Annotated in this window: 24 protein-coding genes; 21 read left to right on the plus strand and 3 right to left on the minus strand. The window is 43.7% G+C overall.

Annotated features, from left to right (window positions below):
- The first annotated feature begins 78 nt into the window (after window positions 1-78).
- On the plus strand, window positions 79-579 hold the full coding sequence (locus LGO15_RS08615; protein ID WP_167831800.1) for a hypothetical protein: 501 nt from the start codon (window positions 79-81) through the stop codon (window positions 577-579).
- 179 nt (window positions 580-758) lie between these two features.
- Window positions 759-1,406, plus strand: coding sequence for a DedA family protein (locus LGO15_RS08620; protein ID WP_167831799.1), 648 nt, complete (start codon window positions 759-761; stop codon window positions 1,404-1,406).
- A 56-nt stretch (window positions 1,407-1,462) separates the two neighbouring features.
- Here the strand turns inward: LGO15_RS08620 and LGO15_RS08625 are convergent, their stop codons facing one another.
- Entirely contained in the window at window positions 1,463-3,172 is a 1,710-nt protein-coding gene (locus LGO15_RS08625; RefSeq protein WP_226087338.1) for an Rqc2 family fibronectin-binding protein, read from the minus strand.
- Window positions 3,173-3,235: 63 nt separating this feature from the next.
- Window positions 3,236-3,430 carry a hypothetical protein gene (locus tag LGO15_RS08630; RefSeq protein ID WP_226087339.1) on the minus strand — a complete coding sequence of 65 codons (195 nt, stop codon included), beginning with the start codon at window positions 3,428-3,430 and terminating at the stop codon, window positions 3,236-3,238.
- Between the two features lie 257 nt (window positions 3,431-3,687).
- On the opposite strand from LGO15_RS08630, the gene LGO15_RS08635 reads away from it, so the two are divergent.
- From LGO15_RS08635 to spoVM, 17 genes are all read left to right on the plus strand, one after another.
- Complete coding sequence (locus tag LGO15_RS08635; RefSeq protein WP_226087340.1) at window positions 3,688-6,378, plus strand: calcium-translocating P-type ATPase, SERCA-type; 2,691 nt, start codon at window positions 3,688-3,690, stop codon at window positions 6,376-6,378.
- 239 nt (window positions 6,379-6,617) lie between these two features.
- Window positions 6,618-7,493: a YicC/YloC family endoribonuclease gene (locus tag LGO15_RS08640; RefSeq protein WP_226087341.1), complete on the plus strand. Its 876-nt coding sequence runs from the start codon at window positions 6,618-6,620 to the stop codon at window positions 7,491-7,493.
- Window positions 7,494-7,549: 56 nt separating this feature from the next.
- Window positions 7,550-7,813: an extracellular matrix/biofilm regulator RemA gene (gene remA, locus LGO15_RS08645; protein WP_023614949.1), complete on the plus strand. Its 264-nt coding sequence runs from the start codon at window positions 7,550-7,552 to the stop codon at window positions 7,811-7,813.
- Window positions 7,814-7,822: 9 nt separating this feature from the next.
- A complete protein-coding gene (gene gmk / locus LGO15_RS08650; protein ID WP_167831795.1) occupies window positions 7,823-8,437 on the plus strand; it encodes a guanylate kinase in 615 nt (204 codons plus the stop codon).
- Window positions 8,438-8,662 (plus strand): DNA-directed RNA polymerase subunit omega, encoded by a 225-nt coding sequence (rpoZ, locus tag LGO15_RS08655; protein WP_041965989.1) that lies wholly within the window; start codon window positions 8,438-8,440, stop codon window positions 8,660-8,662.
- A gap of 150 nt (window positions 8,663-8,812) precedes the next feature.
- Entirely contained in the window at window positions 8,813-10,024 is a 1,212-nt protein-coding gene (coaBC, locus tag LGO15_RS08660) for a bifunctional phosphopantothenoylcysteine decarboxylase/phosphopantothenate--cysteine ligase CoaBC (protein WP_226087342.1), read from the plus strand.
- A complete protein-coding gene (gene priA / locus LGO15_RS08665; protein ID WP_226087343.1) occupies window positions 10,021-12,435 on the plus strand; it encodes a primosomal protein N' in 2,415 nt (804 codons plus the stop codon). Before coaBC ends, priA begins: the two co-directional genes overlap by 4 nt.
- A gap of 134 nt (window positions 12,436-12,569) precedes the next feature.
- Window positions 12,570-13,055 (plus strand): peptide deformylase, encoded by a 486-nt coding sequence (def, locus tag LGO15_RS08670; protein ID WP_226087344.1) that lies wholly within the window; start codon window positions 12,570-12,572, stop codon window positions 13,053-13,055.
- Window positions 13,052-14,005 carry a methionyl-tRNA formyltransferase gene (gene fmt / locus LGO15_RS08675; RefSeq protein ID WP_226087345.1) on the plus strand — a complete coding sequence of 318 codons (954 nt, stop codon included), beginning with the start codon at window positions 13,052-13,054 and terminating at the stop codon, window positions 14,003-14,005. Before def ends, fmt begins: the two co-directional genes overlap by 4 nt.
- A complete protein-coding gene (gene rsmB, locus LGO15_RS08680) occupies window positions 13,998-15,347 on the plus strand; it encodes a 16S rRNA (cytosine(967)-C(5))-methyltransferase RsmB (RefSeq protein WP_226087346.1) in 1,350 nt (449 codons plus the stop codon). The genes fmt and rsmB overlap by 8 nt, the downstream gene beginning before the upstream one ends.
- Window position 15,348: 1 nt before the next feature.
- Window positions 15,349-16,440, plus strand: coding sequence for a dual-specificity RNA methyltransferase RlmN (rlmN, locus tag LGO15_RS08685; protein WP_167831789.1), 1,092 nt, complete (start codon window positions 15,349-15,351; stop codon window positions 16,438-16,440).
- Between the two features lie 4 nt (window positions 16,441-16,444).
- Window positions 16,445-17,197 carry a Stp1/IreP family PP2C-type Ser/Thr phosphatase gene (locus LGO15_RS08690; RefSeq protein ID WP_226087854.1) on the plus strand — a complete coding sequence of 251 codons (753 nt, stop codon included), beginning with the start codon at window positions 16,445-16,447 and terminating at the stop codon, window positions 17,195-17,197.
- Window positions 17,198-17,202: 5 nt separating this feature from the next.
- A complete protein-coding gene (pknB, locus tag LGO15_RS08695; RefSeq protein WP_167831788.1) occupies window positions 17,203-19,158 on the plus strand; it encodes a Stk1 family PASTA domain-containing Ser/Thr kinase in 1,956 nt (651 codons plus the stop codon).
- 18 nt (window positions 19,159-19,176) lie between these two features.
- Window positions 19,177-20,058: a ribosome small subunit-dependent GTPase A gene (gene rsgA, locus LGO15_RS08700; protein WP_167831787.1), complete on the plus strand. Its 882-nt coding sequence runs from the start codon at window positions 19,177-19,179 to the stop codon at window positions 20,056-20,058.
- Window positions 20,059-20,061: 3 nt separating this feature from the next.
- Entirely contained in the window at window positions 20,062-20,703 is a 642-nt protein-coding gene (gene rpe, locus LGO15_RS08705) for a ribulose-phosphate 3-epimerase (RefSeq protein ID WP_167831786.1), read from the plus strand.
- Between the two features lie 91 nt (window positions 20,704-20,794).
- Window positions 20,795-21,442 carry a thiamine diphosphokinase gene (locus tag LGO15_RS08710; RefSeq protein WP_226087347.1) on the plus strand — a complete coding sequence of 216 codons (648 nt, stop codon included), beginning with the start codon at window positions 20,795-20,797 and terminating at the stop codon, window positions 21,440-21,442.
- Window positions 21,443-21,577: 135 nt separating this feature from the next.
- Window positions 21,578-21,658, plus strand: coding sequence for a stage V sporulation protein SpoVM (gene spoVM / locus LGO15_RS08715; protein WP_167831967.1), 81 nt, complete (start codon window positions 21,578-21,580; stop codon window positions 21,656-21,658).
- A gap of 207 nt (window positions 21,659-21,865) precedes the next feature.
- On the opposite strand, the gene rpmB is transcribed toward spoVM, so the two are convergent.
- Complete coding sequence (gene rpmB / locus LGO15_RS08720; protein WP_023614934.1) at window positions 21,866-22,054, minus strand: 50S ribosomal protein L28; 189 nt, start codon at window positions 22,052-22,054, stop codon at window positions 21,866-21,868.
- A 294-nt stretch (window positions 22,055-22,348) separates the two neighbouring features.
- Here rpmB and LGO15_RS08725 point away from each other — a divergent pair, with 294 nt between their 5' ends.
- Both LGO15_RS08725 and LGO15_RS08730 read left to right on the plus strand, forming a co-directional pair.
- The gene (locus tag LGO15_RS08725; protein WP_041965977.1) at window positions 22,349-22,711 is read left to right on the plus strand and encodes an Asp23/Gls24 family envelope stress response protein; all 363 of its coding nucleotides are present in this window, start codon (window positions 22,349-22,351) and stop codon (window positions 22,709-22,711) included.
- Between the two features lie 15 nt (window positions 22,712-22,726).
- Complete coding sequence (locus LGO15_RS08730) at window positions 22,727-24,397, plus strand: DAK2 domain-containing protein (RefSeq protein WP_167831784.1); 1,671 nt, start codon at window positions 22,727-22,729, stop codon at window positions 24,395-24,397.
- Window positions 24,398-24,765 lie beyond the last annotated feature (368 nt).

Raw genomic sequence — 24,765 nt, forward strand, 5'->3', positions numbered from 1 at the left:
AGTAAAATATGGTTAAATTATTAGCAGGGTGTGATAAAATAAAAAAGTGGAATTTTCAGATAATAACGAGGTGCTTATATGAAGAAAATAATCGGGATTATAGCAATCATGGCTGGTTTGAGTCTTTTAACTGCATTTGTGGTTCCGGGTTTAGCAGATATGCTTCAATCCAAAAAGGCTGCAAAACATGTTTTGGAAAATTTAAAAGAACAAAATTACGAAGCAGCGTTTGATGGGATTCATTTTTATGATGCTGCATCTGATTTATCTCCAACCATCCCCTATGAAGAAGCAAAAGAAGTTTGGAGTAAGCGAGTTCAGTCTTTAAAAGAGAAAGGCACTTATCTAGTTGACTATAGAAATCTTTATGTCGAGCTGGATGATACATACCCGATAGGAAGAGTTGATTTGGTGATGATGATCAATGGTAAGGAGAAATATATTAACGATGTATCACTTTGGTTTGGGTTTCAAGACAGAAAGTGGGGACTTGGAAATCTACACGACTTCATAAATACAGATCAAGAGGAAGATTGGCAAAAAGCCCTGAGCGGAAATGTTGCCAAACCTAAAGAATAATAATGAACGGAAGTGTATCCTGGAGTAGGGTACACTTTTTCTATCGGGGTAAATAAAAGAAATAAAGTTTAAGGGGAACCTGTTGGCATACAACTCAATAAGTATGTTTCAATATAATTATAAGCTTTGGGCAATTAGGCTAGGTAATATAAATTTTATATAGTAGGAGGAACAGACTCATGGAACAGGTTATACAGTTGCTGAAAAATATTGATAGCAGTCTCCACTACTATATTGATGAATATGGGGCAGCCATTTATATTATGTTGTTTTTGATTGTCTACTTTAAAACGGCTTTTGTTATCCTGACATTTTTGCCAGGCGATTCAATGGTCTTCGCGAGCGGTACTCTTGCGGCTACCGGAGATTTAGATTTTAAAATCTTGTTTATGCTTTTTACTGCTGCAACTATTTTGGGTGACAGCCAGAATTTCTTCATCGGTAAACAGCTTGGGAAGTTAAAATCCGAAAACCATTTTCTAAACCGCTTAACCTCAGATAAATCGATCGGCAAGGCGAGAGATTTCCTATCTGATTATGGCAGGGTGGCCATTACCGCTTCAAGATTTGTTCCACTCATGAGAACCTCTGTCCCATTTGTTTCAGGATATACTGGATATGAATATAGAACATTCTTAAGCTATAACATTATAGGGGGATTAATCTGGACAGCACTCTGGCTGACGGCAGGATTCATCCTCGGAAATATTTCATGGGTTGTGGAAAATTTATTTCTTACGTTAATGATTGTCTCTTCAACTGCATTCATTCCAGCTATCATAGGTTTTGTAAAACAGTATAAAAAGAAAAAAGAGGCAATTGCCTGATCTTTTGCACCGGAAAAAAACCCGTCAGCTAAAAAAACTGGCGGGTTGCTTAATGCTTATTTTTTTAATTTTAGAATCAAATCTTCGTCCGGAGTAACGTAAACAGTCTGTTGCTGTTCGTAAATGACAAATCCAGGCTTTGCTCCCGCTGGTTTCTTCACATGGCGGACTTTGGTGAAATCGACTGGGACAGAGCTTGAATTTCGTGCTTTGCTGAAATACGCTGCAATCTGTGCTGCTTCGAGAATGGTTTCTTCTGATGGCTCTTTGCTGCGGATAACCACATGCGACCCTGGAATATCCTTTGTGTGGAGCCATATTTCATCCCGGCCAGCCACCTTGTTTGTTAAATAATCATTCTGCTTATTATTTTTTCCGACGAGTATTTCTGTATCATCAGAGGATTGGTATTTTTCAAGCAGCGGCTTTACGTTTTGCTTATTTTTATTGCCTTTTTTCTTCCGGGCACGGATATATCCACCCTCAATCAATTCTTCCCTGATCTCTTCAATATCCTTTGGCGAAGCCGCCTCCACTTGCTGCAGTAGAGAATCGAAATAGGAGACCTCAGCTTTGGCTTTTTCGATTTGTTCTTTAACTATATTCACAGAGTTCTTTGCCTTTTGATATTTAGTGAAGTATCTTTGGGCATTTTCCGACGGTGTTTTCCGTGGCTCAAGCGGTATAGTGATTGAAGCTCCGTTTTCATCATAATAATTTACAACGGTTATTTCTTTCATTCCTTTTCTTGCCATAAAGATGTTGGCGGTCAGCAGCTCTCCATATAATTGATACTCCTCAGCCTTTTTCGCATCCTCAAGTGTCATCTCGAGCTTTTTAATCTTCTTTTCATTTTTCTCTTTTTCATTAGCAATCAGCCGCTCAAGGTCATTACCCTGCTGCTTGACGCGGTCTCGTTCTGCCTTGCCAAAATAAAAGCGATCGAGCAGGCTGCTCAGGGAATCAAAGGATTTTGCTTCTCCCTTCAAGTGCTCAAGCGGAATCAAGTAAAAAGCCTCTTTATTGCTGCCATTGGTAATGGAAGGCTTGTAATGATGTTCCTTTAGCTCATTTATCACTGAAAGGAAGGCACTTGGAATCGTCGTTCGGTTGGCAAGGCCTGCTTTAAAGACGATTTCCCTCGCCAGTACAGGCGACACTCCAGCAAAATGGGCAACTAGCTGCTTATCGATTTTGCCTGCATTAAAATCAATCAACCTTAAAACATCTTCTTCCTGTGCCTCGAAAGGATTCATTTTCTCTTGTTGAGGAGGCAAGACATACTCTTGCCCTGGCATGATGGCCCTGTGCGTATTTACGGCAAATGAAACGTGCTTGATGCTGTCGAGAATCATGTTCCGGTTTTTATCGATGAGGATGATGTTGCTGTGGCGTCCCATGATTTCAACAATCAATTGTTTATAGGAAATATCACCGATCTCATTTCGGCCTTTTACTTCAAAAATGATCATCCGGTCAAGACCGGCTTGTTTGATGTCCTCAATATAGAAGCCTTCAAGATGTTTGCGCAGGAGCATGCAGAACATTGGCGGTTCATTAGGGTTATCATATTGCTCGTTAGTAATTTGGACTCGTGCGTAGCTTGGGTGAGCAGACAGCAGGAGTTTGTGATTAACTCCGTTTGCCCTCACAGCCAGGATGATCTCATTTTTATAAGGCTGGTGAATTTTATTTATACGTCCCCCTTTTAGAAGAGAGGAAAGTTCGTTAGTGATGGCTCTTGTAAACAATCCGTCAAATGACATAAGTAATACATCCTTTACTATTTATCTGAAACCTTGTCGGGACTGACCAAGGCGCTTCCGCTTTTATAGTGTCCAGCTGCGGCTCCTAACTCCTCTAGACGTTTGTCTAGTGTCGCCTCCTAGAAACTCCGAAACTTCAACTCCGCCGGCAGAAGCAAAAAGCGCTTCTTTGTCGGAGTCTCCAGATTCTGCGTTTCTGGGCAGTCGGATATACTTTTCGATTTCGGTCCTGCCAATGAAGTCAAAGAACGACTTCACTGTCAGGTCCTCCAGCGCTTGTCGGAGTTGGGCAGTCGCCTCCGCTTTTCTCTATCCAGCTCCAGCACCTAGCCCCTCGAGTCGCTTCAGTCCGCCCAATGAAGTCAAAGAACGACTTCACTGGGCGGCCTTCCAGCGCTTGTCGGGACTGACCAAGGCGCTTCCGCTTTTATATCTAACATCTTATCATTTTTTTGGACAGGGCTGAATAAGCTTTCTTTAGAGTAGGACAAACAAGGAGGAAGTGTGATGGCCCCATGAAGTTCCATGAGATGAATGAAAATGAAATAGCTAGTGCCTTAAGAACAGATTTTACAGAAGGATTGGAAGAAAAGGAAGTAAAACGCAGACGTGAACAGCATGGATATAATGCATTGGCCGAGGGGGAGAAACAATCGGCCCTGCTTTTATTCTTCAGCCAGTTCAAGGATTTCATGGTCCTGGTGCTTCTTGCAGCGACGTTGATTTCAGGCTTGCTCGGTGAAATTGTCGATGCGATTGCCATCATAGCCATTGTTCTTGTAAATGGTATCCTGGGATTTTTCCAGGAAAGGAAGGCAGAAAAATCACTTGATGCCCTCAAAGAGCTTTCTGCTCCTCAAGTCCATGCATTGCGGGATGGTGAGTGGACAAAGATTCCTTCAAAGGAAGTCGTGCCTGGCGACATCCTTAAATTCACAAGTGGGGACAGGATTGGTGCGGATATCCGCTTGATCGAGTCCAGAAGTCTGGAAATTGAAGAATCAGCCTTAACTGGCGAGTCTGTACCGGTGCAAAAAAACACAAGTCCTCTGAGGATTCCAAATCCGGGACTGGGTGATATGGAAAATATGGCATTCATGGGCACAATGATCACTAGGGGAAGTGGAACTGGTGTGGTTGTGGCTACAGGAATGAAGACCGCAATGGGCCAGATTGCTGACCTGCTGCAAACAGCTGAAGCCCAGGAAACACCACTTCAGCGCAGGCTGGAACAATTAGGGAAAATCCTGATTACTGCCGCACTATTCTTAACCTTATTGGTTGTAGGAATTGGTGTGCTCCAAGGGCATGACCTTTATACGATGTTCCTAGCTGGTGTCAGTTTGGCAGTTGCTGCCATTCCTGAAGGACTGCCGGCAATCGTTACTGTTGCGCTTTCACTTGGTGTCCAGAGAATGATCAGGAAGAATGCCATCGTCAGAAAGCTTCCTGCAGTGGAGACACTGGGATGCGCCTCTGTCATATGTTCTGACAAAACGGGTACGATGACACAAAACAAAATGACCGTGACTCATCTGTGGAGCGGGAATAAAACCTGGACTGTCGATGGAGTCGGATACTCCCCGACAGGATTGTTCTTTCACAAAGAAAAAAGCATTGACCCGCACAGTGAAAAATCACTGCAGCAGCTGCTGACATTTGGCATGCTCTGTAATCACGCGGAAATGGTGGATAAAGATGGTGAGTACACAATTGACGGTGACCCTACTGAAGGAGCGCTCCTGGTTGCCGCAATGAAAGCAGGTTACAGGAGGGAAAGCCTGCTGGAACAGTTTGAAATTGTGAATGAGTTCCCTTTCGATTCTCAGCGTAAAATGATGAGTATGATCGTGAAAGATAAAATGGACCGGAAATTTGCCGTTGTAAAAGGTGCTCCGGATGTCCTGATTGGATTAAGTGATTCGATTCTTTGGGATGAAAGACAACAGGTTCTGACAAAGGACTTGACTGCTAAAGTCCAGGGAGCTATTGATGAGCTGGCCGGCAATGCATTAAGGACAATTGCAATTGCCTTCAAGCCAATTCCACAAAACAATGTAGTCCTTCATGAAAATGAAGCAGAAAAGGACCTTGTCTTCATCGGATTACAGGGGATGATCGACCCACCGCGGCCTGAAGTGAAAACAGCTGTAAAAGAATGCCGCGATGCAGGGATAAAAACAGTGATGATTACTGGTGACCATGTCATCACCGCGAAGGCGATTGCTAGACAGTTAGGTATATTGACCAAAGATAGCAAAGTTCTCGAAGGCAAGGCATTATCAGAGATGTCTGTATCCGAACTCGAGGATATCGTCGATGATGTCTCGGTTTTTGCGAGGGTTTCGCCTGAGCATAAGCTTAAAATCGTCAAGGCATTGCAAAATAGAGGTCACATCGTAGCCATGACAGGTGATGGCGTTAATGATGCGCCAGCCATAAAAGCTGCGGATATAGGAGTCGCGATGGGGATAACGGGTACAGATGTAGCCAAAGAAGCCTCTTCACTCGTACTCCTGGATGATAACTTCGCCACTATTAAAGCAGCCATTAAAGAAGGCCGGAATATCTATGAAAATATCAGGAAATTCATCAGGTACCTTTTGGCTTCCAATGTGGGAGAAATCTTGGTCATGCTGTTCGCGATGATCCTTGGCTTGCCGCTCCCTTTAGTGCCGATTCAAATCCTTTGGGTGAACCTTGTGACGGATGGACTGCCGGCGATGGCATTGGGGCTCGATCAGCCGGAGGAGAATGTGATGAAACGTGCACCGCGCCATCCAAAGGAAGGAGTATTTGCCCGCGGATTAGGCTGGAAAGTGGTCTCAAGAGGTTTCCTGATCGGATTAGTGACATTATTTGCGTTTATGATTGTGTATAATAGAGATCCAGATAACCTGGTATATGCTCAGACGATTGCGTTTACTACACTCGTTATGGCGCAGCTGATCCACGTATTCGACTGTCGGAGCGAAAAATCGATCTTCGCCCGCAACCCATTTGAAAACAAATATTTAGTTTGGGCTGTCATTTCATCATTGGTCATGGTCCTTGCAGTTATCTATTCACCAGTATTACAGCCTATATTCCATACTGTCCCAATACTGGCGATTGATTGGTTATTAATCATTGGCTTATCGGCAGTTCCTACATTTTTGCTTGCAGGAACATTTTTTGCAAGAAAAACAAAGAGAAATATGATATAATCCGTTAGGTAATAGAGAAGGCTCTATTGCCTTTCTTTTTTTTACTTAGACTCTTTCAAAGTTTTTCTCATCCAATGCGGAGTTAATTTTATGAATTTTGATATGTTCCTGGAATCCGATAACATAAGGAAAAGGAGCAGAGTCGATCATCATGAATTTAGAGATTACATAAACAACAAGCCTGTTCCACGGGTTTACAGGAAAACTCGACTTTTTTTGAAAGAATGGATGTGTCTGAAATGGTCGTCAGTATGACTGGTTTTGGAAGGAGCAGGACTGAATCAGAGAGGTTCAGTGTCACAGTCGAGGTAAAAACGGTCAATCATCGTTTCTGTGAATTTCATATTCGCATGCCAAGGCAGCTCCTGAAAACAGAAGAAAAAATAAAAAAGAAACTCGGCGAACACATAAAAAGAGGGAGAGTCGAAGTATTTGTAACTTTGGAGGGCGAAGGCATAGTAAGTCGAAGAGTACATATTGACTGGGAAGCCCTGGACGACTTAGTCCATCACATAACTGAAATCAAGAACAGGTACAGCATAACTGGGGATATTGAGCTCAGGGATATTGTCAGTAGGGAAGAAATTCTCCAAATTGAGGATACAGAAGCTGAAAACGAAGAACTTGAACTTCTCGTCCTTTCTGCCGTCGAGGATGCAGGCAAACAGCTGCTTCAAATGCGCACGCTTGAAGGGGCAGCTCTTGAAAAGGATATATTGCAGCATATCCTGCAGCTAAAAGAAAACATTTCAAGCGTAAGCAAGCTTGCACCGGATGTCATCTTGCAGTACCGGGACAGACTTAGTAAGAAAATGGCTGAATTGATGGAAAACCAGGCAGATGAGGACAGGATTCTAACTGAGGTTGCCTTTTTTGCCGATAAAGCTGATATCAGTGAAGAAATTGCCAGGCTAGAAAGCCATGTCAGTCAATTCAAGGAAATATTGAAGGGTGAAGAGCCTCTAGGCCGGAAACTTGACTTCCTGCTTCAGGAAATGAATCGAGAGGTCAACACGATCGGCTCCAAAGCAAACGATTCTCGAATCGCCAGGGAAGTTGTCGAGATGAAAAGTCTCCTTGAAAAGGTTAAGGAACAAGTACAAAATATAGAGTAGCGTTTAGAAAGGGTCTGGAAAGGCCAAAATAAATAACTGATGATTGGGGGACCATCATGGCAATTAAGCTTATAAATATAGGCTTCGGCAACATTGTTTCAGCTAACAGGATCATATCGATCGTAAGTCCTGAATCAGCTCCTATAAAACGGATCATCCAGGACGCTCGTGACCGTGGATCATTAATAGATGCGACATATGGAAGAAGGACGAGGGCTGTCATCGTCATGGACAGCGACCATGTCATTCTCTCTGCGGTTCAGCCAGAAACGGTAGCACACCGCCTGAATGACCGTGATGATATTATCGATGAAGGGTAGGACTTTTTAATGCAGGAAAAAGGATTGTTAATTGTTCTTTCAGGTCCATCAGGAGTTGGCAAAGGAACGGTCCGGAAAGAATTATTCTCCCAGCACGATACAGCATTTGAATATTCTGTGTCTGCAACAACAAGGCTGCCGCGTGAAGGGGAGCAAAACGGAGTGGATTATTTCTTCAAGACAAGGGAAGAGTTTGAAGAGATGATCAGACAGGATCAGTTGCTGGAGTATGCTGAGTTTGTTGGCAATTACTATGGAACGCCTGTGGAGTACGTTCGCCAAACCCTCGATGCGGGAAGGGATGTTTTCCTGGAAATTGAAGTTCAGGGAGCAAGCCAGGTAAGGAGGAAATTTCCTGAGGGGCTATTCATCTTCCTTGCACCGCCAAGCCTTTCTGAGCTTGAAAACCGGATCGTGACACGAGGCACAGAAACGGAAGAAATCATCAAAGGCAGAATGAAAGCTGCAAGAGAAGAACTGGAAATGATGGAATTATATGATTATGTTGTTGAAAACGACCATGTTGAAAACGCAGCAGACCGAGTTAAGTCAATCGTCGTTGCGGAACACTGCCGCAGGGAACGAGTTCAACATCGCTATAAAAAAATGCTGGAGGTAGAATAAATGCTTAATCCTTCTATTGACTCTTTAATGACAAAAATTGATTCAAAATATTCATTGGTATCGGTTGCCGCTAAGCGCGCACGCAGCATGCAGGTCCATATGGATGCTAAATTAGATAAGTATGTTTCCCACAAGTTTGTTGGCAAGGCGCTCGAAGAAATCAACGCAGAAAAGCTTCATTTCAAGACAGCTGGAAGCCATGAAGAGTTAAATATCAACGAATAATACCGCGATAACAACCTATTTATTGGGTTGTTATTTTTTTGTTTAGGTCTTAAAAGGGCTAGCAATCTTGTCTATTTCATGCTTAATCTGTGAAAAAATGTTATAGTTCAATCATAATGATAGTTTGTTGTAAAATGGGGGTTCTCTGACATGCTGAACGGTAAAAAAATTCTATTGTGCGTGACCGGTGGGATCGCTGTGTATAAGGGTGCTGCGCTGACGAGCAAGTTGACGCAGGCAGGCGCTGAAGTGAAGGTGATTATAAGTGATTCTGCAGCAAAATTCGTTACTCCGCTCACTTTTCAGGCATTGTCCAGAAGTGAAGTTTATACAGATACATTCGATGAGAAAAATCCGGAAAATATAGCTCATATTCATTTAGCTGATTGGGCTGACTTGATTATCGTTGCCCCGGCAACGGCCAATATCATCGGCAAGCTTGCAAATGGGATTGCTGACAATATGATTTCCACTACACTACTGGCCGCTACCGCACCAGTTTGGGTGGCTCCAGCGATGAATGTACATATGTACCAGCATCCTGCAGTCCAGAAAAACATGGAGATATTAAAGAGCTTTGGTTATCAATTCATCGAACCTGGAGAAGGGTATTTGGCATGTGGATACACAGGTAAGGGCCGTCTTGAAGAACCTGAGACCATCGTTGAACTGGCCAGCCAATTTTTCACCCAAAAGGTCGGCGAACTAGCTGGTAAAACGGTCTTGATTACTGCAGGCCCTACAAGAGAAAAAATCGATCCGGTCCGTTTCCTCACCAACCATTCCACTGGCAAGATGGGGTACGCAATCGCAGGGGAAGCTGTGAAGATGGGGGCACGAGTGATCCTTGTTTCGGGACCGGTCAATCTGGAACCTCCAAAGGGAGCACAATTGTACAAAGTAGAAAGTGCAGAGGAAATGTACCAGTCCGCCCTTGAACATTTTGATGAAGCAGATGTCATGATTGGTACAGCAGCGGTCGCAGATTACCGTCCGAAATATATATATGAAGAGAAAATGAAGAAAAAAGAAGGTGACCAGGCTCTCGAACTTGAAAGGACGAAGGATATCCTGTTCGAGCTTGGACAAAGGAAATCGGGTCAGGTGATTGTAGGCTTCGCAGCCGAAACCAATGATGTTGAAAATCATGCTAAGGGCAAGCTTTCCAGGAAAAATGCAGATATGATTGTGGCGAATAACGTCAAGCAGGAAGGAGCCGGCTTTGGCGCTGATACAAATATTGTTACTATTTTTAAAAAAGATGGGACAAATATCAATTTGCCTTTGATGTCCAAGTCGGAGGTAGCCCGCAATATTCTTGCTGAAGTTGTCCAATGTTTTAATAAGGATGGAAGCTTATGAACATAGCAAGCGTTATTGTCGATGTGCCTGCAAAGCAAACGGACAAAACCTTTGACTATAAAATACCTGAAAAGTTCCAGGATGTGATCAAACCAGGGACAAGGGTCATCGTACCGTTTGGTCCAAGAAAAATCCAGGGGTTTGTCAGGGAACTGAAGGACGAGTCCAGCTTTTCAAAACTGCGGTCAATAATTGAACCACTTGATTTGACGCCAGTACTGAATGAAGAACTTCTCGAGCTGGGGGACTGGCTGACTGAACATACATTAAGCTATAAAATCTCCTCTTACCAGGCAATGCTTCCGGCTGCATTGAAGGCTAAATATGAAAAGAAGATCGTCCTTGCAAAAGGTGCTGAAGTGACCGACCTCCCTTGGGATTTAAAAGAGTTATTCTCAGGGAATAGTGATGTCAAATGGGAAGATGCTGTTTCCAGAGGGCTAGTCCAGCAACTGCAAAAGGAAGCAGCTTCTGGCAGAGTTGATGTAGTATATCAGGTGAAGGACAGAGTGAGAAAAAAAAGGCTCAAGCATGTTGCCCCGAAAGTTGATCCAGACCAGCTGGCAGAGGCAAGGGATAAACTTTCCCCTCAAGCCTCGGGACAGCAAGCTGTCCTTGATTTCTTCCTGGAACACCCGGAACCGGTTGAACAAAGGCTGATTCTTTCCACTCTAGGAATCTCACAGGCATCAATAAATTCACTCGTGAAGAAAGACATACTGAAGGTTGAAGAGCTAGAGGTATATAGAGATCCTTATTCAGAGCGGGAATTTGAACGGAAAATGGCTCTCGAACTGACAACTGAGCAGGAACAAGCCATTGCTCCAATCCTCTCATCCATTGAGAATGAACGGCACGAAGTCTTTCTTTTATATGGTGTCACAGGCAGCGGTAAGACTGAAATCTACCTGCAGTCTATCCAGGAAGTACTGGGAAAAGGGAAAGAAGCGATTGTGCTCGTACCAGAAATCTCATTGACACCGCAAATGGTCACCCGCTTCAAGGAACGGTTCGGTGATCTGGTGGCGGTGATGCATAGCGGCCTATCTGCAGGAGAGAAATATGATGAATGGCGGAAAATTCAGCGCAAGGAAGTAAAAGTGGTGGTAGGAGCCAGGTCAGCGATTTTTGCTCCATTTGAAAATATCGGCATCATCATCATCGATGAAGAACATGAAACGAGCTACAAGCAGGAAGAGAACCCAAGATACCATGCAAGGGACGTGGCGATCCAGCGAGCTAAAACAAATGCTTGTCCGGTTGTCCTTGGCAGTGCTACACCTTCGCTTGAATCATTTGCCAGGGCGCAAAAAGGACGTTATACTTTGCTCTCATTGCCAAAGCGGATGAACAATCAGGCGCTGCCAACGGTTGAAATTGTCGATATGCGAGAGGAACTGCGAACAGGAAACCGTTCGATGTTTTCGGTTAACCTTTTTGAAAAGATAAAAGACAGGCTTGAAAAAAAAGAGCAGACCGTTTTGTTTTTAAATAAACGCGGTCACTCCTCGTTTGTAATGTGCCGTGATTGCGGATATGTGATGAACTGTCCGCATTGCGATATCACCCTGACATACCACCGTTATAATGAGCAAATGAAATGCCATTATTGCGGATATGAAGACAGGGTGCCGACTCTTTGTCCCGAATGCAATAGTGAGCATATCCGTTATTTCGGGACAGGGACGCAGAAGGTTGAGGAAGAATTGTTAAAACTGATTCCTGAAGCAAGGATCATAAGAATGGATGTAGATACAACGGGCAGGAAAGGGGCGCATGAAAAGCTGTTGACTGCTTTCCAGGAAGGTCAGGCGGACATTTTACTAGGAACGCAAATGATCGCGAAAGGGCTGGATTTCCCGAATATCACGCTAGTAGGGGTCCTGTCAGCTGACACAATGTTGAATCTGCCAGATTTCCGTTCTTCGGAAAAAACTTTCCAGCTTTTGACACAGGTCAGTGGTAGGGCAGGAAGGCACAAGCTTCCTGGAGAGGTCGTGATCCAGACCTATACTCCGGAACATTATAGTGTCGAGCTTGCCGGCACGCAGGACTATGACCGCTTTTATCAGCAGGAGATGCTGATCCGCAAGGTCCACCAGTACCCGCCATTTTACTACCTTTCCCTAGTAACAGTAAGCCATGAAGAATTGATGAAGGTTGTATCGGTTACTGAGAAGATTGCGAAGTACATTTCATCCAGGCTGACAAAGGAAGCAGTCGTATTAGGGCCTGTAGCGTCTCCAATCCCGCGGATCAACGATAGATATCGATACCAATGTCTGATAAAATACAAAAAGGAACCAGAACTTAAAAATGCTCTCAAATCAATACTCGATCATTATCAGCAGGAATTGGGAACAGGGAAGTTGCAGATTTCCGTTGACCTTAATCCTTATATTCTGATGTAATGATCATTTTCGGGAATCATGGTTTGAGGAAACCTTATGAAATTTTGCTAAACTAGCCATCAGGAAAGTTTACGGAAAAAGATGATTGAACAAGCTAATACTACTATTTAAATGGATTTATTGGAGGATTTATTTTGGCAGTAAGAAAAATAGTAACTTACCCAGCGGACATCTTGGAGCAAGAATGCGATCAGGTCACCGTTTTCGATAAAAAACTGGCGAAGCTGCTGGATGACATGTATGATACAATGATTGAATTTGATGGCGTTGGTTTGGCCGCCCCTCAAATAGACTTAAAGATGCAAATTGCCATCGTCGATATCGATGATGAGCACGGAACGATCGAATTGATCAATCCAGAAATCCTCGAAACTAAAGGGGAACAGATTGGTCCAGAAGGATGTTTAAGCTTCCCGGGATTATATGGAGAGGTTACACGCCCGAACTATGTGAAGGTCAAGGCTCAAAATCGCAAAGGAAAGAGCTTTGAATTAGAAGCAGAGGAGTTCCTGGCAAGAGCGATCCTTCATGAAATAGATCACTTGCACGGAGTGTTATTTACCACAAAGGTTTCAAAGTATATTGACGAAGCCGAGTTAGAGGAGTTGAACCAGGAATGACAAGAATCGTATTTATGGGAACTCCGGACTTTTCTGTACCGGTTTTAATAAGATTGGTTGATGAGGGCTATGATGTCATCGGAGTAGTCACCCAGCCTGATCGTCCGGTTGGAAGAAAACGGGTACTGACTCCGCCGCCTGTAAAAGCAGAAGCGATCAAGCATAATATACCGGTTTATCAGCCGGAAAAGATCCGCCAGCAGGAAGAACTGGATAAAATCCTGGCTCTCGAACCAGATTTAATCGTTACCGCTGCTTTTGGGCAAATTTTACCAAATAAGCTTCTTGAGGCCCCGAAGTATGGCTGTATCAATGTCCATGCTTCCCTTCTTCCAGAGCTGCGCGGTGGGGCACCAATCCACTATGCAATCATTGAAGGAAAAGAGAAGACGGGAATCACGATTATGTATATGGTTGAAAAATTGGACGCTGGCGATATCCTGACGCAAGTCGAAGTGCCAATTACCGAAAATGATACCGTTGGGACATTGCATGATAAAATGAGCTCAGCTGGTGCGGATCTTTTATCAGAAACGATTCCAAAGTTGTTAAAAGGGGAAATCACTCCTGTTCCACAAAACGATGAGGATGCTACATTCGCATGGAATATCAAGCGCGAACAGGAAAAAATCGACTGGAACAGAAGCGGAGTGGAAATTTATAACCATATCCGCGGTATGAATCCGTGGCCAGTTGCCTATACGACAATGGATGGAATAGTAATGAAGGTATGGGGCGCCAGTAAGACAAACTATACGGGTAGTGAGCCGCCTGGTACAATGGTCAAGATTGAGGAAGATGGTTTTGTTGTCGCGACTGCTGATGATACGGCAATAAAAATTACAGAGCTACAGCCAGCAGGCAAGAAAAAGATGGATGCCAGGCAATTCTTGCTGGGTGCAGGGGCTAACTTACAGCCAGGCGTAAAGTTAGGAGACATCCATGAGTAAAAAGAAGAATGTCAGGGATACTGCATTGCAGCTTCTCGAAACAATAGAAAAGAACCAGGCATACAGCAATCTGCTCTTAAATAACGCGATTGAAAAAAATGAAATCAATCCAATTGACGTGGGCTTGCTCACAGAATTGGTCTATGGTACGCTCCAACGGAAAATGACCATCGATTTTTACCTTAAGCCATTTATCGAGAAAAACAAGAAGCTTCAAAGCTGGGTTGTCAATCTGCTGCGCATGACTCTTTACCAGATGGTGTATTTGGATAAAATACCGGAAAGAGCGGCTATTTTTGAAGCAGTTGAAATTGCAAAGCGCAGGGGACATAAAGGCATTGCAAGTCTTGTGAATGGTGTGCTGAGAAGCATACAAAGAAACGGATTGCCTTCCCTTGATGCAATCACGGATCATGCCGAAAGAATATCGATTGAGACGAGCCATCCTTTGTGGCTTGTAAGAAGATGGGTAGATCAGTTTGGTGTGGAGAAGACCAGGGAAATGTGTGAAGTGAACTTAACAGCACCTCTTCAGACTGGCAGGGTCAATTTGACGAGGATTTCACGGGATGAATGCCTTGACCTTCTTGAGGAAGAGGGGTTTGAAGTAGAACCAAGCCCGATTCTCCCAGAAGCAATCAAGTCCCTGAGAGGCAATCTGGCTTCATCCAAAGCGTTTAAATATGGTTTGTTAACCATCCAGGATGAGAGTTCTATGCTGGTTGCCCACGCGCTAGGTATAAAAGAAGAAGAAGTCATTCTTGATGCATGCGCAGCCCCTGGAGGGAAAACTACTCATATCGCTGAGAAGCTGGCCAATAGCGGTAAAGTGATTTCACTCGATCTTCATGAGCACAAGGTCAAGTTAATCTCGGAAAATGCTGAGCGTCTTGGTCTCGAAAATATCGAAGCTCAAAAAATGGACAGCCGCCAGGCTGCGGCGCAATTTGAAAAAGAATCGATTGACCGGGTATTGCTGGATGCTCCATGCTCTGGCTTAGGCGTTATGAGACGAAAGCCGGATATGAAGTATACTAAGAAGGAACAGGATCTATCACAGCTGCAAACCATTCAGCTAAGCCTGCTCGAATCTGTTGGCCCACTTTTAAAAGCGGGAGGGACACTTGTATATAGTACATGCACGGTTGACCGTGCAGAAAACCAGGAAGTAATAGAAGAATTTTTACGCAAGCATCCTGAATTCGAAGGAGATACAACATTTGCAGAAAGAATGCCTGAGACAATCAAACCATTGATCGATGGGTTTGATGTGCAGATTCTTCCGCAGGACTTTGGCTCTGATGGGTTTTATATTGCTTGTTTAAGAAAGAAGGTGGAATAACATGGAACAAGAAAAAACAACCAGAAATGCAGCAACAGAAGATACAGCAAAAAAGTCCATTTATTCACTTCAGCTTGATGAACTGAAGGACTGGCTGAAGGAACAAGGAGAAAAACCTTTCCGGGCAGAACAAGTATTTGACTGGCTTTACAAAAAAAGAGCAGTTTCCTTCGAGGATATGTCCAACCTTTCAAAAACTTTAAGGGACAAGCTGGAAGAGCATTTCGTATTGACAACACTCGATACAATTATTCAGCAGACATCATCAGATGGAACGATCAAGTTCTTATTCGAAATGCATGATGGCAAGTCCATTGAAACCGTACTAATGAGGCATGAGTATGGAAACTCTGTTTGTGTAACCACACAGGTAGGCTGCCGCATTGGCTGCACTTTTTGTGCTTCAACACTTGGCGGTCTAAAAAGGAACCTGGAAGCAGGAGAAATTGTCGCCCAGGTCGTAAAAGTACAACAGGCACTTGATGAAACGGATGAAAGAGTCAGTTCAATTGTCATTATGGGAATCGGTGAACCGTTCGATAACTACGACAATATGCTTTCTTTCCTGAAGATCGTCAACCATGAAAAAGGCTTGAATATCGGCGCGCGTCATATTACGGTATCAACAAGTGGAATCATCCCGAAAATTTATCAGTTTGCTGATGAGAATATGCAAATCAACTTTGCGATTTCGCTGCACGCTCCAAATAGCGAATTGCGCAGCAGGCTGATGCCAATCAACCGTGCATATAAGCTTCCCGACCTGATGGATTCAGTCCGCTATTATGTGAACAAGACAGGACGGCGAATCAGCTTTGAGTATGGTCTTTTTGGCGGAGTGAATGACCAGGTTGAGCATGCGGAGGAGCTGGCGAATCTGGTTAAGGGCATTAAGTGCCATATTAACCTTATTCCAGTCAACTATGTACCTGAGCGTGATTACGTAAGGACACCAAAGAGCCAAATCTTCAAATTTGAACGGACACTTCGCGACCGCGGAGTGAATGTGACAATCAGAAGAGAACAAGGGCATGACATTGAAGCAGCTTGCGGACAACTTCGGGCGAAAGAAAGAAAAGAAGAGACGAGGTGACAAGATGAAGGCTGTTTTCATGACAGACAGGGGAAAAGTCCGCCTGCATAATGAAGACAATGGCGGCATATTTGTTAACTCTCACGGTCAGCGCCTTGCCATCGTAGCAGATGGCATGGGCGGCCACCGTGCGGGTGATGTTGCCAGTGACATGACAACCAAGCATCTGAGGGAATTATGGGAAAGCTCAACAAAGATACATACAGCAGAAGAAGCAGAAAAATGGATGGAAGAAGCAGTTTTACAAGTCAATAAAGATATTTTCGAGCATTCCATGAAAAACACAGAATGTGAAGGTATGGGAACAACCATCGTGGCGGCAATTTGTACAAACCTTTTCGCGACCATTGTAAATATAGGTGACAGCCGTTGTTACTTGTTGAACGAAACAGGTTTCAAGCAGTTGACGGAGGATCATTCTCTTGTAAACGAGCTGGTTCGATCCGGACAGATTTCAAGGGAAGATGCAGAGCATCATCCAAGGAAAAATGTTCTTTTAAGGGCGCTCGGAACTGAAGAGTCCGTCGAGATGGATGTGAAAACAATTATCTTTGAAGAGGAAGATGCCTTGCTGCTTTGCTCGGATGGCCTATCCAATAAAGTAGGGCAGGAAGAAATGGAGAGCATTGTTACAAACAATGAAATGACACTTGAAGATAAAGCGGCTGAATTTATCAAAAGGGCAAACGAGTACGGCGGCGAAGATAATATAACTCTTGCTATCGTCGAATATCAGGAATTCAACGAGGGCAGGTGAAGAATATGATTATCGGAAAAAGAATCAGCGGGCGTTATAAAATCAAGGACATGATTGGCGGCGGAGGCATGGCGAATGTCTACCTTGCCCATGACATGATTCTCGACAGGGATGTAGCGGTCAAGATGCTTCGTCTCGATTTTGCCAATGATGATGAATTCATCCGCAGGTTCCATAGAGAAGCACAATCTGCAACCAGTCTTGCACACCCTAATATCGTCAGTATATATGATGTCGGGGAAGAGGACGGGCTATACTATATTGTGATGGAATATGTCGATGGTCAGACTTTGAAGCAGTACATACAGCAGCATGCGCCAGTGCCGGTTGAAGAAGCCCTGGACATCATGAAGCAGCTTACTTCAGCAATCTCACATGCCCATCAAAACCATATTGTCCACCGGGATATCAAGCCGCATAATATCCTGATTGACAGTGACGGTACCGTGAAAATTACTGATTTCGGTATAGCGATGGCTTTGAGCGCGACTAGTATCACGCAAACGAATTCGGTACTCGGGTCTGTTCATTATCTTTCTCCTGAACAAGCAAGAGGTGGCATGGCAAATAAGAAATCAGATATCTATTCGATTGGGATTGTCATGTTCGAATTGCTTACAGGAAGACTTCCGTTTTCTGGTGAGTCAGCAGTATCAATTGCATTGAAGCATTTACAGTCCGAGACTCCGTCTTTAAAGAGATGGAATCCACAAATCCCTCAAAGCGTTGAAAATGTGGTTCTTAAGGCAACTGCGAAGGACCCTTTCCATCGATATGATACTGTGGATGAAATGGAAGAGGACTTGCGTACGGCACTTGATGCCAAACGTTTGAATGAAGGGAAGTTCGCCATACCAGAAGATGATGAAGCAACAAAGGCAATACCAATTATCACAAATGATCGTCCTTATCATCATCTTGACGAGACGATTGTACGTAAAGATGCTCCGGGTCCGATCGATGCTCAACAGGCAAAGCCGGAGAAAAAGAAGAAAAAGAAATGGCCAATTATACTGACGGTTTTGTTTTTGCTGATCTTGACTGCTGGTATATTAATGGTTACAGTTGGCCCTGATTTATTTGGTCCTAAGGAAAAGGAAGTACCAGATGTAAGTGGCATGGAAGTAGAAGATGCTGTCGCTGAACTAATGTCTGCAGGTTTTGTCGTTGGAGATCGCAAGGAAATCAGCGATGATGAAGTGGAAGAGGGAAATGTAATCCGCACCAATCCGAAAGCCGGAAAGATGATCAAAGAAGGCAATAAAATCGACTTGTACATCAGTACAGGAAAAGAAACAATGGAGTTGTCGGATTATAGGGGCAGGAATTACGACGATGTCTACAGGCTGCTGGAAGGTAAGGGCTTCAAGGATATTAAAAAAACCGAAGAGCATGACGATAGTGACCCGGGTACCATCCTTGATCAAAATCCATCTGGTGGTGAATCCGTAATTCCAGAGGATACAACTTTGGAATTCAAAGTCAGCAAGGGACCAGAATTGGTCACATTGCGTGATTTAAAAGGATACAACCAAAGCAACCTCGACGTATATGCTGAAAACACTGGCCTTGTCATTGAAAGTACTGAGGAGGCTTATCATGATACAATACAAGCAGGATCGGTCATTTCCCAAAAACCTGAACCAGGTACTGAGTTGAAACCAGGCAGTAAGGTAAGTGTTGTCATTTCTAAAGGACCTGAGCCATTACCTCCTAAAGAAAAAACAATTGAAATTACCATACCATATGAGCCGGAGGAAGAAGGAGTACCTCAGGAAGTAAAGATCTATATTAGTGACATGAATCGTGATGAATCCGTTCCTGCAGAGACCTTTAAAATAACTGAGGATACAACCCGTAAACTCACTTTTATGATAGCACCAGGCCAAGAGGCTTATTATCGAGTGACGATTGACGATGTACCTTATACAGAGGATGGAGTTCCTTATCCAGAAGACTAACAGACAGGGAGTGTTGCTATGCCTGAGGGCAAAATTATAAAGGCGCTGAGCGGTTTTTATTATGTTGCGAATGAAGATAGGGTTGTCCAGTGCCGCGGCCGCGGGGTTTTTCGCAAAAACAAGGTAACACCGCTGGTAGGTGACGAGGTCGTTTTTCAGGCTGAGAATGATACGGAAGGGTATATCCTTGAAGTTAAAAGCCGCAAGAATGAGTTGGTACGCCCGCCGATTGCGAATGTAGACCAGGCCATCCTTGTTTTTTCAGCTGTAGAACCCGATTTCAGTACAGCCCTGCTCGACAGGTTTTTGGTACTTGTTGAATATAACCAAATCGAGCCACTCATCTGCATCACAAAAATGGATTTAACCAATGAAGAGCAAAAGTCCCGGCTGGAGGAATACGCTAAGGACTATCGGAATGCAGGATATGAGGTTATTTTTACTTCCTCTGAAACATCAGAGGGACTGGAAAAACTAAAACCCCATATTGAAGGCAAGATATCTGTTTTTGCCGGGCAATCCGGAGTGGGAAAATCATCTCTGCTAAATGCAATCCGTCCGGATCTGGAGTTGAAAACCGATGATATATCCTCCCATCTGGGCAGGGGTAAGCATACGACTAGGCATGTTGAGCTTATTACCATCAATAATGGACTAGTAGCTGACACTCCCGGTTTCAGTTCTCTGGAATTTACAGAGATTGAAGCGGAGGAACTGAATTCATGCTTCCCGGACATCGCTGAGATCAGTGAGGATTGCAAATTCCGGGGTTGCCTTCATATGGCTGAACCTAAATGTGCTGTCAAAGCAGCAGTAGAGTCAGGTTCATTGCCAGAATACAGGTATTCGCATTACAAGGACTTCTTGTTAGAAATCAAAGATAGAAAGCCGAGGTACTGAAACATGGTGAAAATTGCACCTTCAATTTTATCAGCCGACTTTGCCCGCCTGGGGGAAGAAATTAAGGATGTCGAACGAGGTGGCGCTGATTATATTCATGTGGATGTAATGGATGGGCATTTCGTGCCGAATATAACGATAGGTCCTCTGATTGTTGAAGCAATCAGGCCTGTAACAAAGCTGCCGCTTGATGTCCACCTGATGATCGAGAATCCGGACCAGTATATCGAAGCTTTCGCAAAGGCAGGAGCGGATTATATTACTGTTCATGTGGAAGCCAGCAGGCATCTTCACAGGACGATTCAACTGATTAAATCTACAGGTGTCAAAGCGGGGGTTGTCCTGAATCCGGCAACGCCCGTGGACAGCCTGAAGCATATTATCGAGGATGTAGACATGGTGCTGCTTATGTCCGTGAATCCTGGATTTGGCGGCCAGAAATTCATTTCCTCCGTACTGCCGAAAATCAAGCAGGTGAAAGAACTTGCAGACGCACTGAATCCTGATCTCGAGATTGAAGTCGATGGTGGCGTGAACGAAGAAACAGCCAAGCTTTGTGTAGAAGCAGGAGCTAATGTACTTGTAGCCGGTTCAGCAGTCTTTAATAAGGAAGACAGAGGAACTGCTATTGCAAGCTTAAGATAGTATTAAAGCCAGCCGTCACATGCGGCTGGCTTTATTTAGCTTATTGTTTTAAAAGAGAATATTCTTAACTGGAAAAAAGGAGCTTGTTTTCATGATTATAAACTTAGTAGCAGGAGGACCGGCAAACCTGATACCAGACTTTCATTCATATGACGGAAGAAATGTAATCTGGATTGGGATTGATCGAGGTGTATCCTATTTATTGAAGGCGGGCATCAAGTCATCAGCCGCTTTTGGCGATTTTGACTCCGTGTCAGAAGCAGAATTGTCAGAGATTGAAGAAGCTGTTTTGGACGTGAATAAATTCAAGCCTGAAAAAGATGAGACAGATATGGAACTGGCTTTAAACTGGGCTCTTGAGCAGAAACCAGAATCCATAAAGGTATTTGGCGCAACCGGTGGAAGGTTGGATCATTTGATGGCAAACATCCAGCTTCTGCTCAAGCCTCTTCAGGATGGTTCTTCTATTCATATCGAAATGATTGATACAAAAAATATTTTATATGTTAAAGGGCCAGGCACCTATTCCATGAGCAAGATGGATGAATTTAAATATATTTCCTTCCTCCCTGTAACACCAGCCGTCTCTGGACTGACGCTAGAAAATTTTAAATACCCATTAAATGACTGTCATATTCCTATGGGGTCGACACTATGTATTAGTAATGAACTTATTAGAGGTCATGGTAATTTTTCATTTTCTGAAGGCATATTATTAGTTGTAAGGAGCAAGGATTGAAAAGTCTTCTAGAAACTCTATTCATGAAATTGATTCACGGACTCACATGAAAAGAGCAATTTTTGCATACCTGCGAATATACTGTACGGATGCAGAAAGAAGACTGGTTTTCGAGAGATGGTGAGGAGGGACGGTATGAGATTCTATACAATCAAACTGCCTAAATTTTTAGGGGGCCTCGTACGGGCGATGTTAGGTGCATTTAAAAAGGAATAGAAGCGATAAAAGAGTAAAATAAGAGAGAATACGAAAACTCCCTTGGCACCCTGAAAACGGGGTGCTATTATTTTTGCCGCCAATTGGGAAGAATGAAAATGAAGACGGATTAGTAAGTTGCTCAAAAATAAAAAAGGCACCCTCATGGATGCCGTGCAGTTTCCTGCCGGCTGCTGGAGCCAGGCAGAACATCTGCGACTTTTTTAATTAAACGCGTTCAACTTTACCTGATCTTAGAGCTCTTGCAGATACCCAAACACGCTTAGGCTTACCGTCTACAAGAATACGTACTTTTTGAAGGTTAGCACCCCATGTACGCTTGTTAGCGTTCATTGCGTGAGAGCGTGCGTTACCAGAACGAGTTGATTTACCAGTTACTACACATTTACGTGGCATATGATTTCCCTCCTAACTGACAAAAGCTGATACTATTTTTCGCTTCAATTATTTGCATATCGTCAGAATTGCGAATTAAACAGGATAACCTTTTCTCTGACATACTTTAATAATTTATCATAGAAATTTCCCATTTGCAATAGTTCTGGTGAAAGCTATAAAGAAAAAAACCTTGACATATAGTTGAGATTCTTGCTGAATAATAAAGGGAAGGGCAGAATAACTTTAAAAATTGATTGGCTTATAGTAAAATAACTGTAGCATAACGCTATTTTTCCAAAGGGGGAACGAATCATGTCCATCGAGCTAAAAACGAAGTACGGACAAATTGATATATCAAATGATGTCATTGCAACGATCGCGGGCGGCGCAGCAGTCGATTGTTATGGTATTGTCGGGATGGCTTCAAAGAATCAGATCAAGGACGGATTGACAGATATTTTGCGCAGGGAGAATTTCACTCGCGGAGTAATCGTTCGCCAGGAAAACGAAGAAGTACATATCGATATGTATATTATTGTGAGCTATGGGACGAAAATTTCCGAGGTGGCCCACAATGTCCAGTCAAAGGTTAAGTACACTCTTGATAAAACTGTAGGGCTGGCAGTTGACTCGGTCAATATTTACGTTCAGGGTGTTCGTGTAACGAACCCGTAAGAGGAGGAAAGATTTGTGTCTATTAATGTTCTAGACGGAAAACGTTTTGCGGAGATGGTGATTCAGGGTGCCAACCATTTGGCGGCGAATGCCAAGTATGTCGACGCACTGAACGTCTTCCCTGTTCCTGATGGTGATACGGGAACGAATATGAATTTATCCATGACTTCCGGTGCTAAGGAAGTAAAGAACAATGTACAGGAACATATCGGAAAGGTTGGTTCTGCGCTTGCCAAAGGCTTGCTTATGGGAGCGAGAGGTAACTCTGGGGTTATCCTTTCCCAACTATTCCGTGGTTTTGCAAAAGCGATCGAAAACAAGCCGACTGTGAACTCTGTAGAGTTTGCCGCTGCGTTGAATGCAGGTGTCGAAACAGCTTATAAGGCTGTCATGAAACCTGTGGAAGGCACGATTTTAACGGTAGCCAAGGATGCTGCAAGGCATGCTGTGGCTGTTGCCAATAACCATGAAAACCTTATTGGCTTGATGGAAGAAGTGCTTAAAGAAGCGAAGGCATCATTAAACCGCACACCAGACTTACTGCCCGTCCTGAAGGAAGTAGGAGTTGTGGACAGTGGCGGCCAAGGTCTTGTATTCGTTTATGAAGGCTTCCTTGCAGAATTGAAGGGTGAAAAGCTTCCTGATTCCCCATCTGCAATGCCGAACATGAATGAGCTTGTCAGCGCTGAGCATCATAAGAGCGTCCAGAGCCACATGAATACAGAGGATATCGAATTCGGCTATTGTACTGAATTCATGGTCAGGCTTGAAGGAAAAGAAGCATTCTCAGAGGAAAATTTCCGCCAGGACTTGAGTAAATACGGCGATTCTCTTCTTGTCATTTCTGATGAAGAGGTTGTAAAGGTACATATCCACTCAGAACAGCCTGGCGAGGTTCTGACTTATGGACAAAAATATGGAAACCTCATTAATATGAAAATTGAAAACATGCGCCAGCAGCACACGGATATTGTCGGTGAACCATCTACTCCGCTTCGAACACAGGCAAATGAGCCGAAAAAGGAAAAGCGTGAGTACGGAATCGTCGCTGTCTCTATGGGTTCTGGAATTGCTGAGCTATTCCGCAGCATCGGTGCTAACGCCGTGATCGAAGGCGGACAGACAATGAATCCAAGCACAGAGGATATCATTAAAGCAATCAAAGAAGTGAACGCTCGCAAGGTCATCATCCTGCCGAACAATAAAAATATCATCATGGCGGCTGAGCAGGCTGCTGAGGTAGCGGAGGAAGAAGTAGTCGTCATTCCTTCAAAAACTGTTCCTCAGGGAATGACGGCATTGCTTTCATTTAACCCATCAGCAGAACCTGGTGAAAATAAAGAAGCCATGACTGAAGCTATGCAGCATGTGAAAACAGGCCAACTGACATATGCAGTCCGCGACACAAGTATTGACGGACTTGAAATTTCAACAGGAGATTTCATGGGCATTTCCGATGGCAAGATTGTCCTGAAGGATCAGGATAAAGTCAAGGCAGCGAAGGATCTATTGGAACAGATGCTTGACGAAGATTCAGAAATCCTGACAATCCTGAAGGGTGAAGACGCTTCTGATGAGGATGTCGAATCCATTGTTGAGTTTGTTGAAAGCAATTATGGCGATGTAGAAGTTGAAGTGCATAATGGAGAACAGCCATTATACGCTTTCATCTTTGCGATCGAATAAAAAAACAAAGCATAAAATTCTCCGGCTGGACAAATAAAATTGTAATATGGTACTAAGAAATAGAAGGGGACTCCCCTTCTATTTCGTTTTGTTTATAAAGGGTATTAGTATATGGGTCAGCTACTTTATGTGAGAAAATCCACTTAATCATAGCTACATTGCCCGAAAACAGTTTGCACAAGCAAAAACGGTAAAAGCAGAGGTTTTGCATTACCCGAAAACAGTTTACACAGGCAAAAACGGTAAAAGCAGAGGTTCTGCATTGTCCGAAAATGTCTTGCACAAGCAAAAACGGTAAAAGAAGAGGTTTTGCATTGCCCGAAAACAGCCTGCACAGGCAAAAACGGTAAAAGAAGAGGTTTTGCATT

It is taken from the genome of Mesobacillus sp. S13 (genome assembly GCF_020422885.1).
In the GTDB taxonomy this organism is placed as follows: Bacteria; Bacillota; Bacilli; order Bacillales; family Cytobacillaceae; genus Mesobacillus; species Mesobacillus selenatarsenatis_A.

Excerpts from the sequence above, each read along its gene's own strand:
- LGO15_RS08625 (WP_226087338.1), bottom strand. The coding sequence starts at position 3,172 with ATGTCATTTGACGGATTGTTTACAAGAGCCATCACTAACGAACTTTCC.
- coaBC (WP_226087342.1), top strand. The coding sequence starts at position 8,813 with ATGCTGAACGGTAAAAAAATTCTATTGTGCGTGACCGGTGGGATCGCT.
- spoVM (WP_167831967.1), top strand. The coding sequence starts at position 21,578 with ATGAGATTCTATACAATCAAACTGCCTAAATTTTTAGGGGGCCTCGTA.
- gmk (WP_167831795.1), top strand. The coding sequence starts at position 7,823 with ATGCAGGAAAAAGGATTGTTAATTGTTCTTTCAGGTCCATCAGGAGTT.
- rsgA (WP_167831787.1), top strand. The coding sequence starts at position 19,177 with ATGCCTGAGGGCAAAATTATAAAGGCGCTGAGCGGTTTTTATTATGTT.
- LGO15_RS08640 (WP_226087341.1), top strand. The coding sequence starts at position 6,618 with ATGGTCGTCAGTATGACTGGTTTTGGAAGGAGCAGGACTGAATCAGAG.
- rlmN (WP_167831789.1), top strand. The coding sequence starts at position 15,349 with ATGGAACAAGAAAAAACAACCAGAAATGCAGCAACAGAAGATACAGCA.
- LGO15_RS08635 (WP_226087340.1), top strand. The coding sequence starts at position 3,688 with ATGAAGTTCCATGAGATGAATGAAAATGAAATAGCTAGTGCCTTAAGA.
- rpmB (WP_023614934.1), bottom strand. The coding sequence starts at position 22,054 with ATGCCACGTAAATGTGTAGTAACTGGTAAATCAACTCGTTCTGGTAAC.
- LGO15_RS08615 (WP_167831800.1), top strand. The coding sequence starts at position 79 with ATGAAGAAAATAATCGGGATTATAGCAATCATGGCTGGTTTGAGTCTT.
- LGO15_RS08690 (WP_226087854.1), top strand. The coding sequence starts at position 16,445 with ATGAAGGCTGTTTTCATGACAGACAGGGGAAAAGTCCGCCTGCATAAT.
- rpoZ (WP_041965989.1), top strand. The coding sequence starts at position 8,438 with ATGCTTAATCCTTCTATTGACTCTTTAATGACAAAAATTGATTCAAAA.
- LGO15_RS08620 (WP_167831799.1), top strand. The coding sequence starts at position 759 with ATGGAACAGGTTATACAGTTGCTGAAAAATATTGATAGCAGTCTCCAC.
- rsmB (WP_226087346.1), top strand. The coding sequence starts at position 13,998 with ATGAGTAAAAAGAAGAATGTCAGGGATACTGCATTGCAGCTTCTCGAA.
- fmt (WP_226087345.1), top strand. The coding sequence starts at position 13,052 with ATGACAAGAATCGTATTTATGGGAACTCCGGACTTTTCTGTACCGGTT.
- rpe (WP_167831786.1), top strand. The coding sequence starts at position 20,062 with ATGGTGAAAATTGCACCTTCAATTTTATCAGCCGACTTTGCCCGCCTG.
- pknB (WP_167831788.1), top strand. The coding sequence starts at position 17,203 with ATGATTATCGGAAAAAGAATCAGCGGGCGTTATAAAATCAAGGACATG.
- LGO15_RS08725 (WP_041965977.1), top strand. The coding sequence starts at position 22,349 with ATGTCCATCGAGCTAAAAACGAAGTACGGACAAATTGATATATCAAAT.
- priA (WP_226087343.1), top strand. The coding sequence starts at position 10,021 with ATGAACATAGCAAGCGTTATTGTCGATGTGCCTGCAAAGCAAACGGAC.
- LGO15_RS08710 (WP_226087347.1), top strand. The coding sequence starts at position 20,795 with ATGATTATAAACTTAGTAGCAGGAGGACCGGCAAACCTGATACCAGAC.
- remA (WP_023614949.1), top strand. The coding sequence starts at position 7,550 with ATGGCAATTAAGCTTATAAATATAGGCTTCGGCAACATTGTTTCAGCT.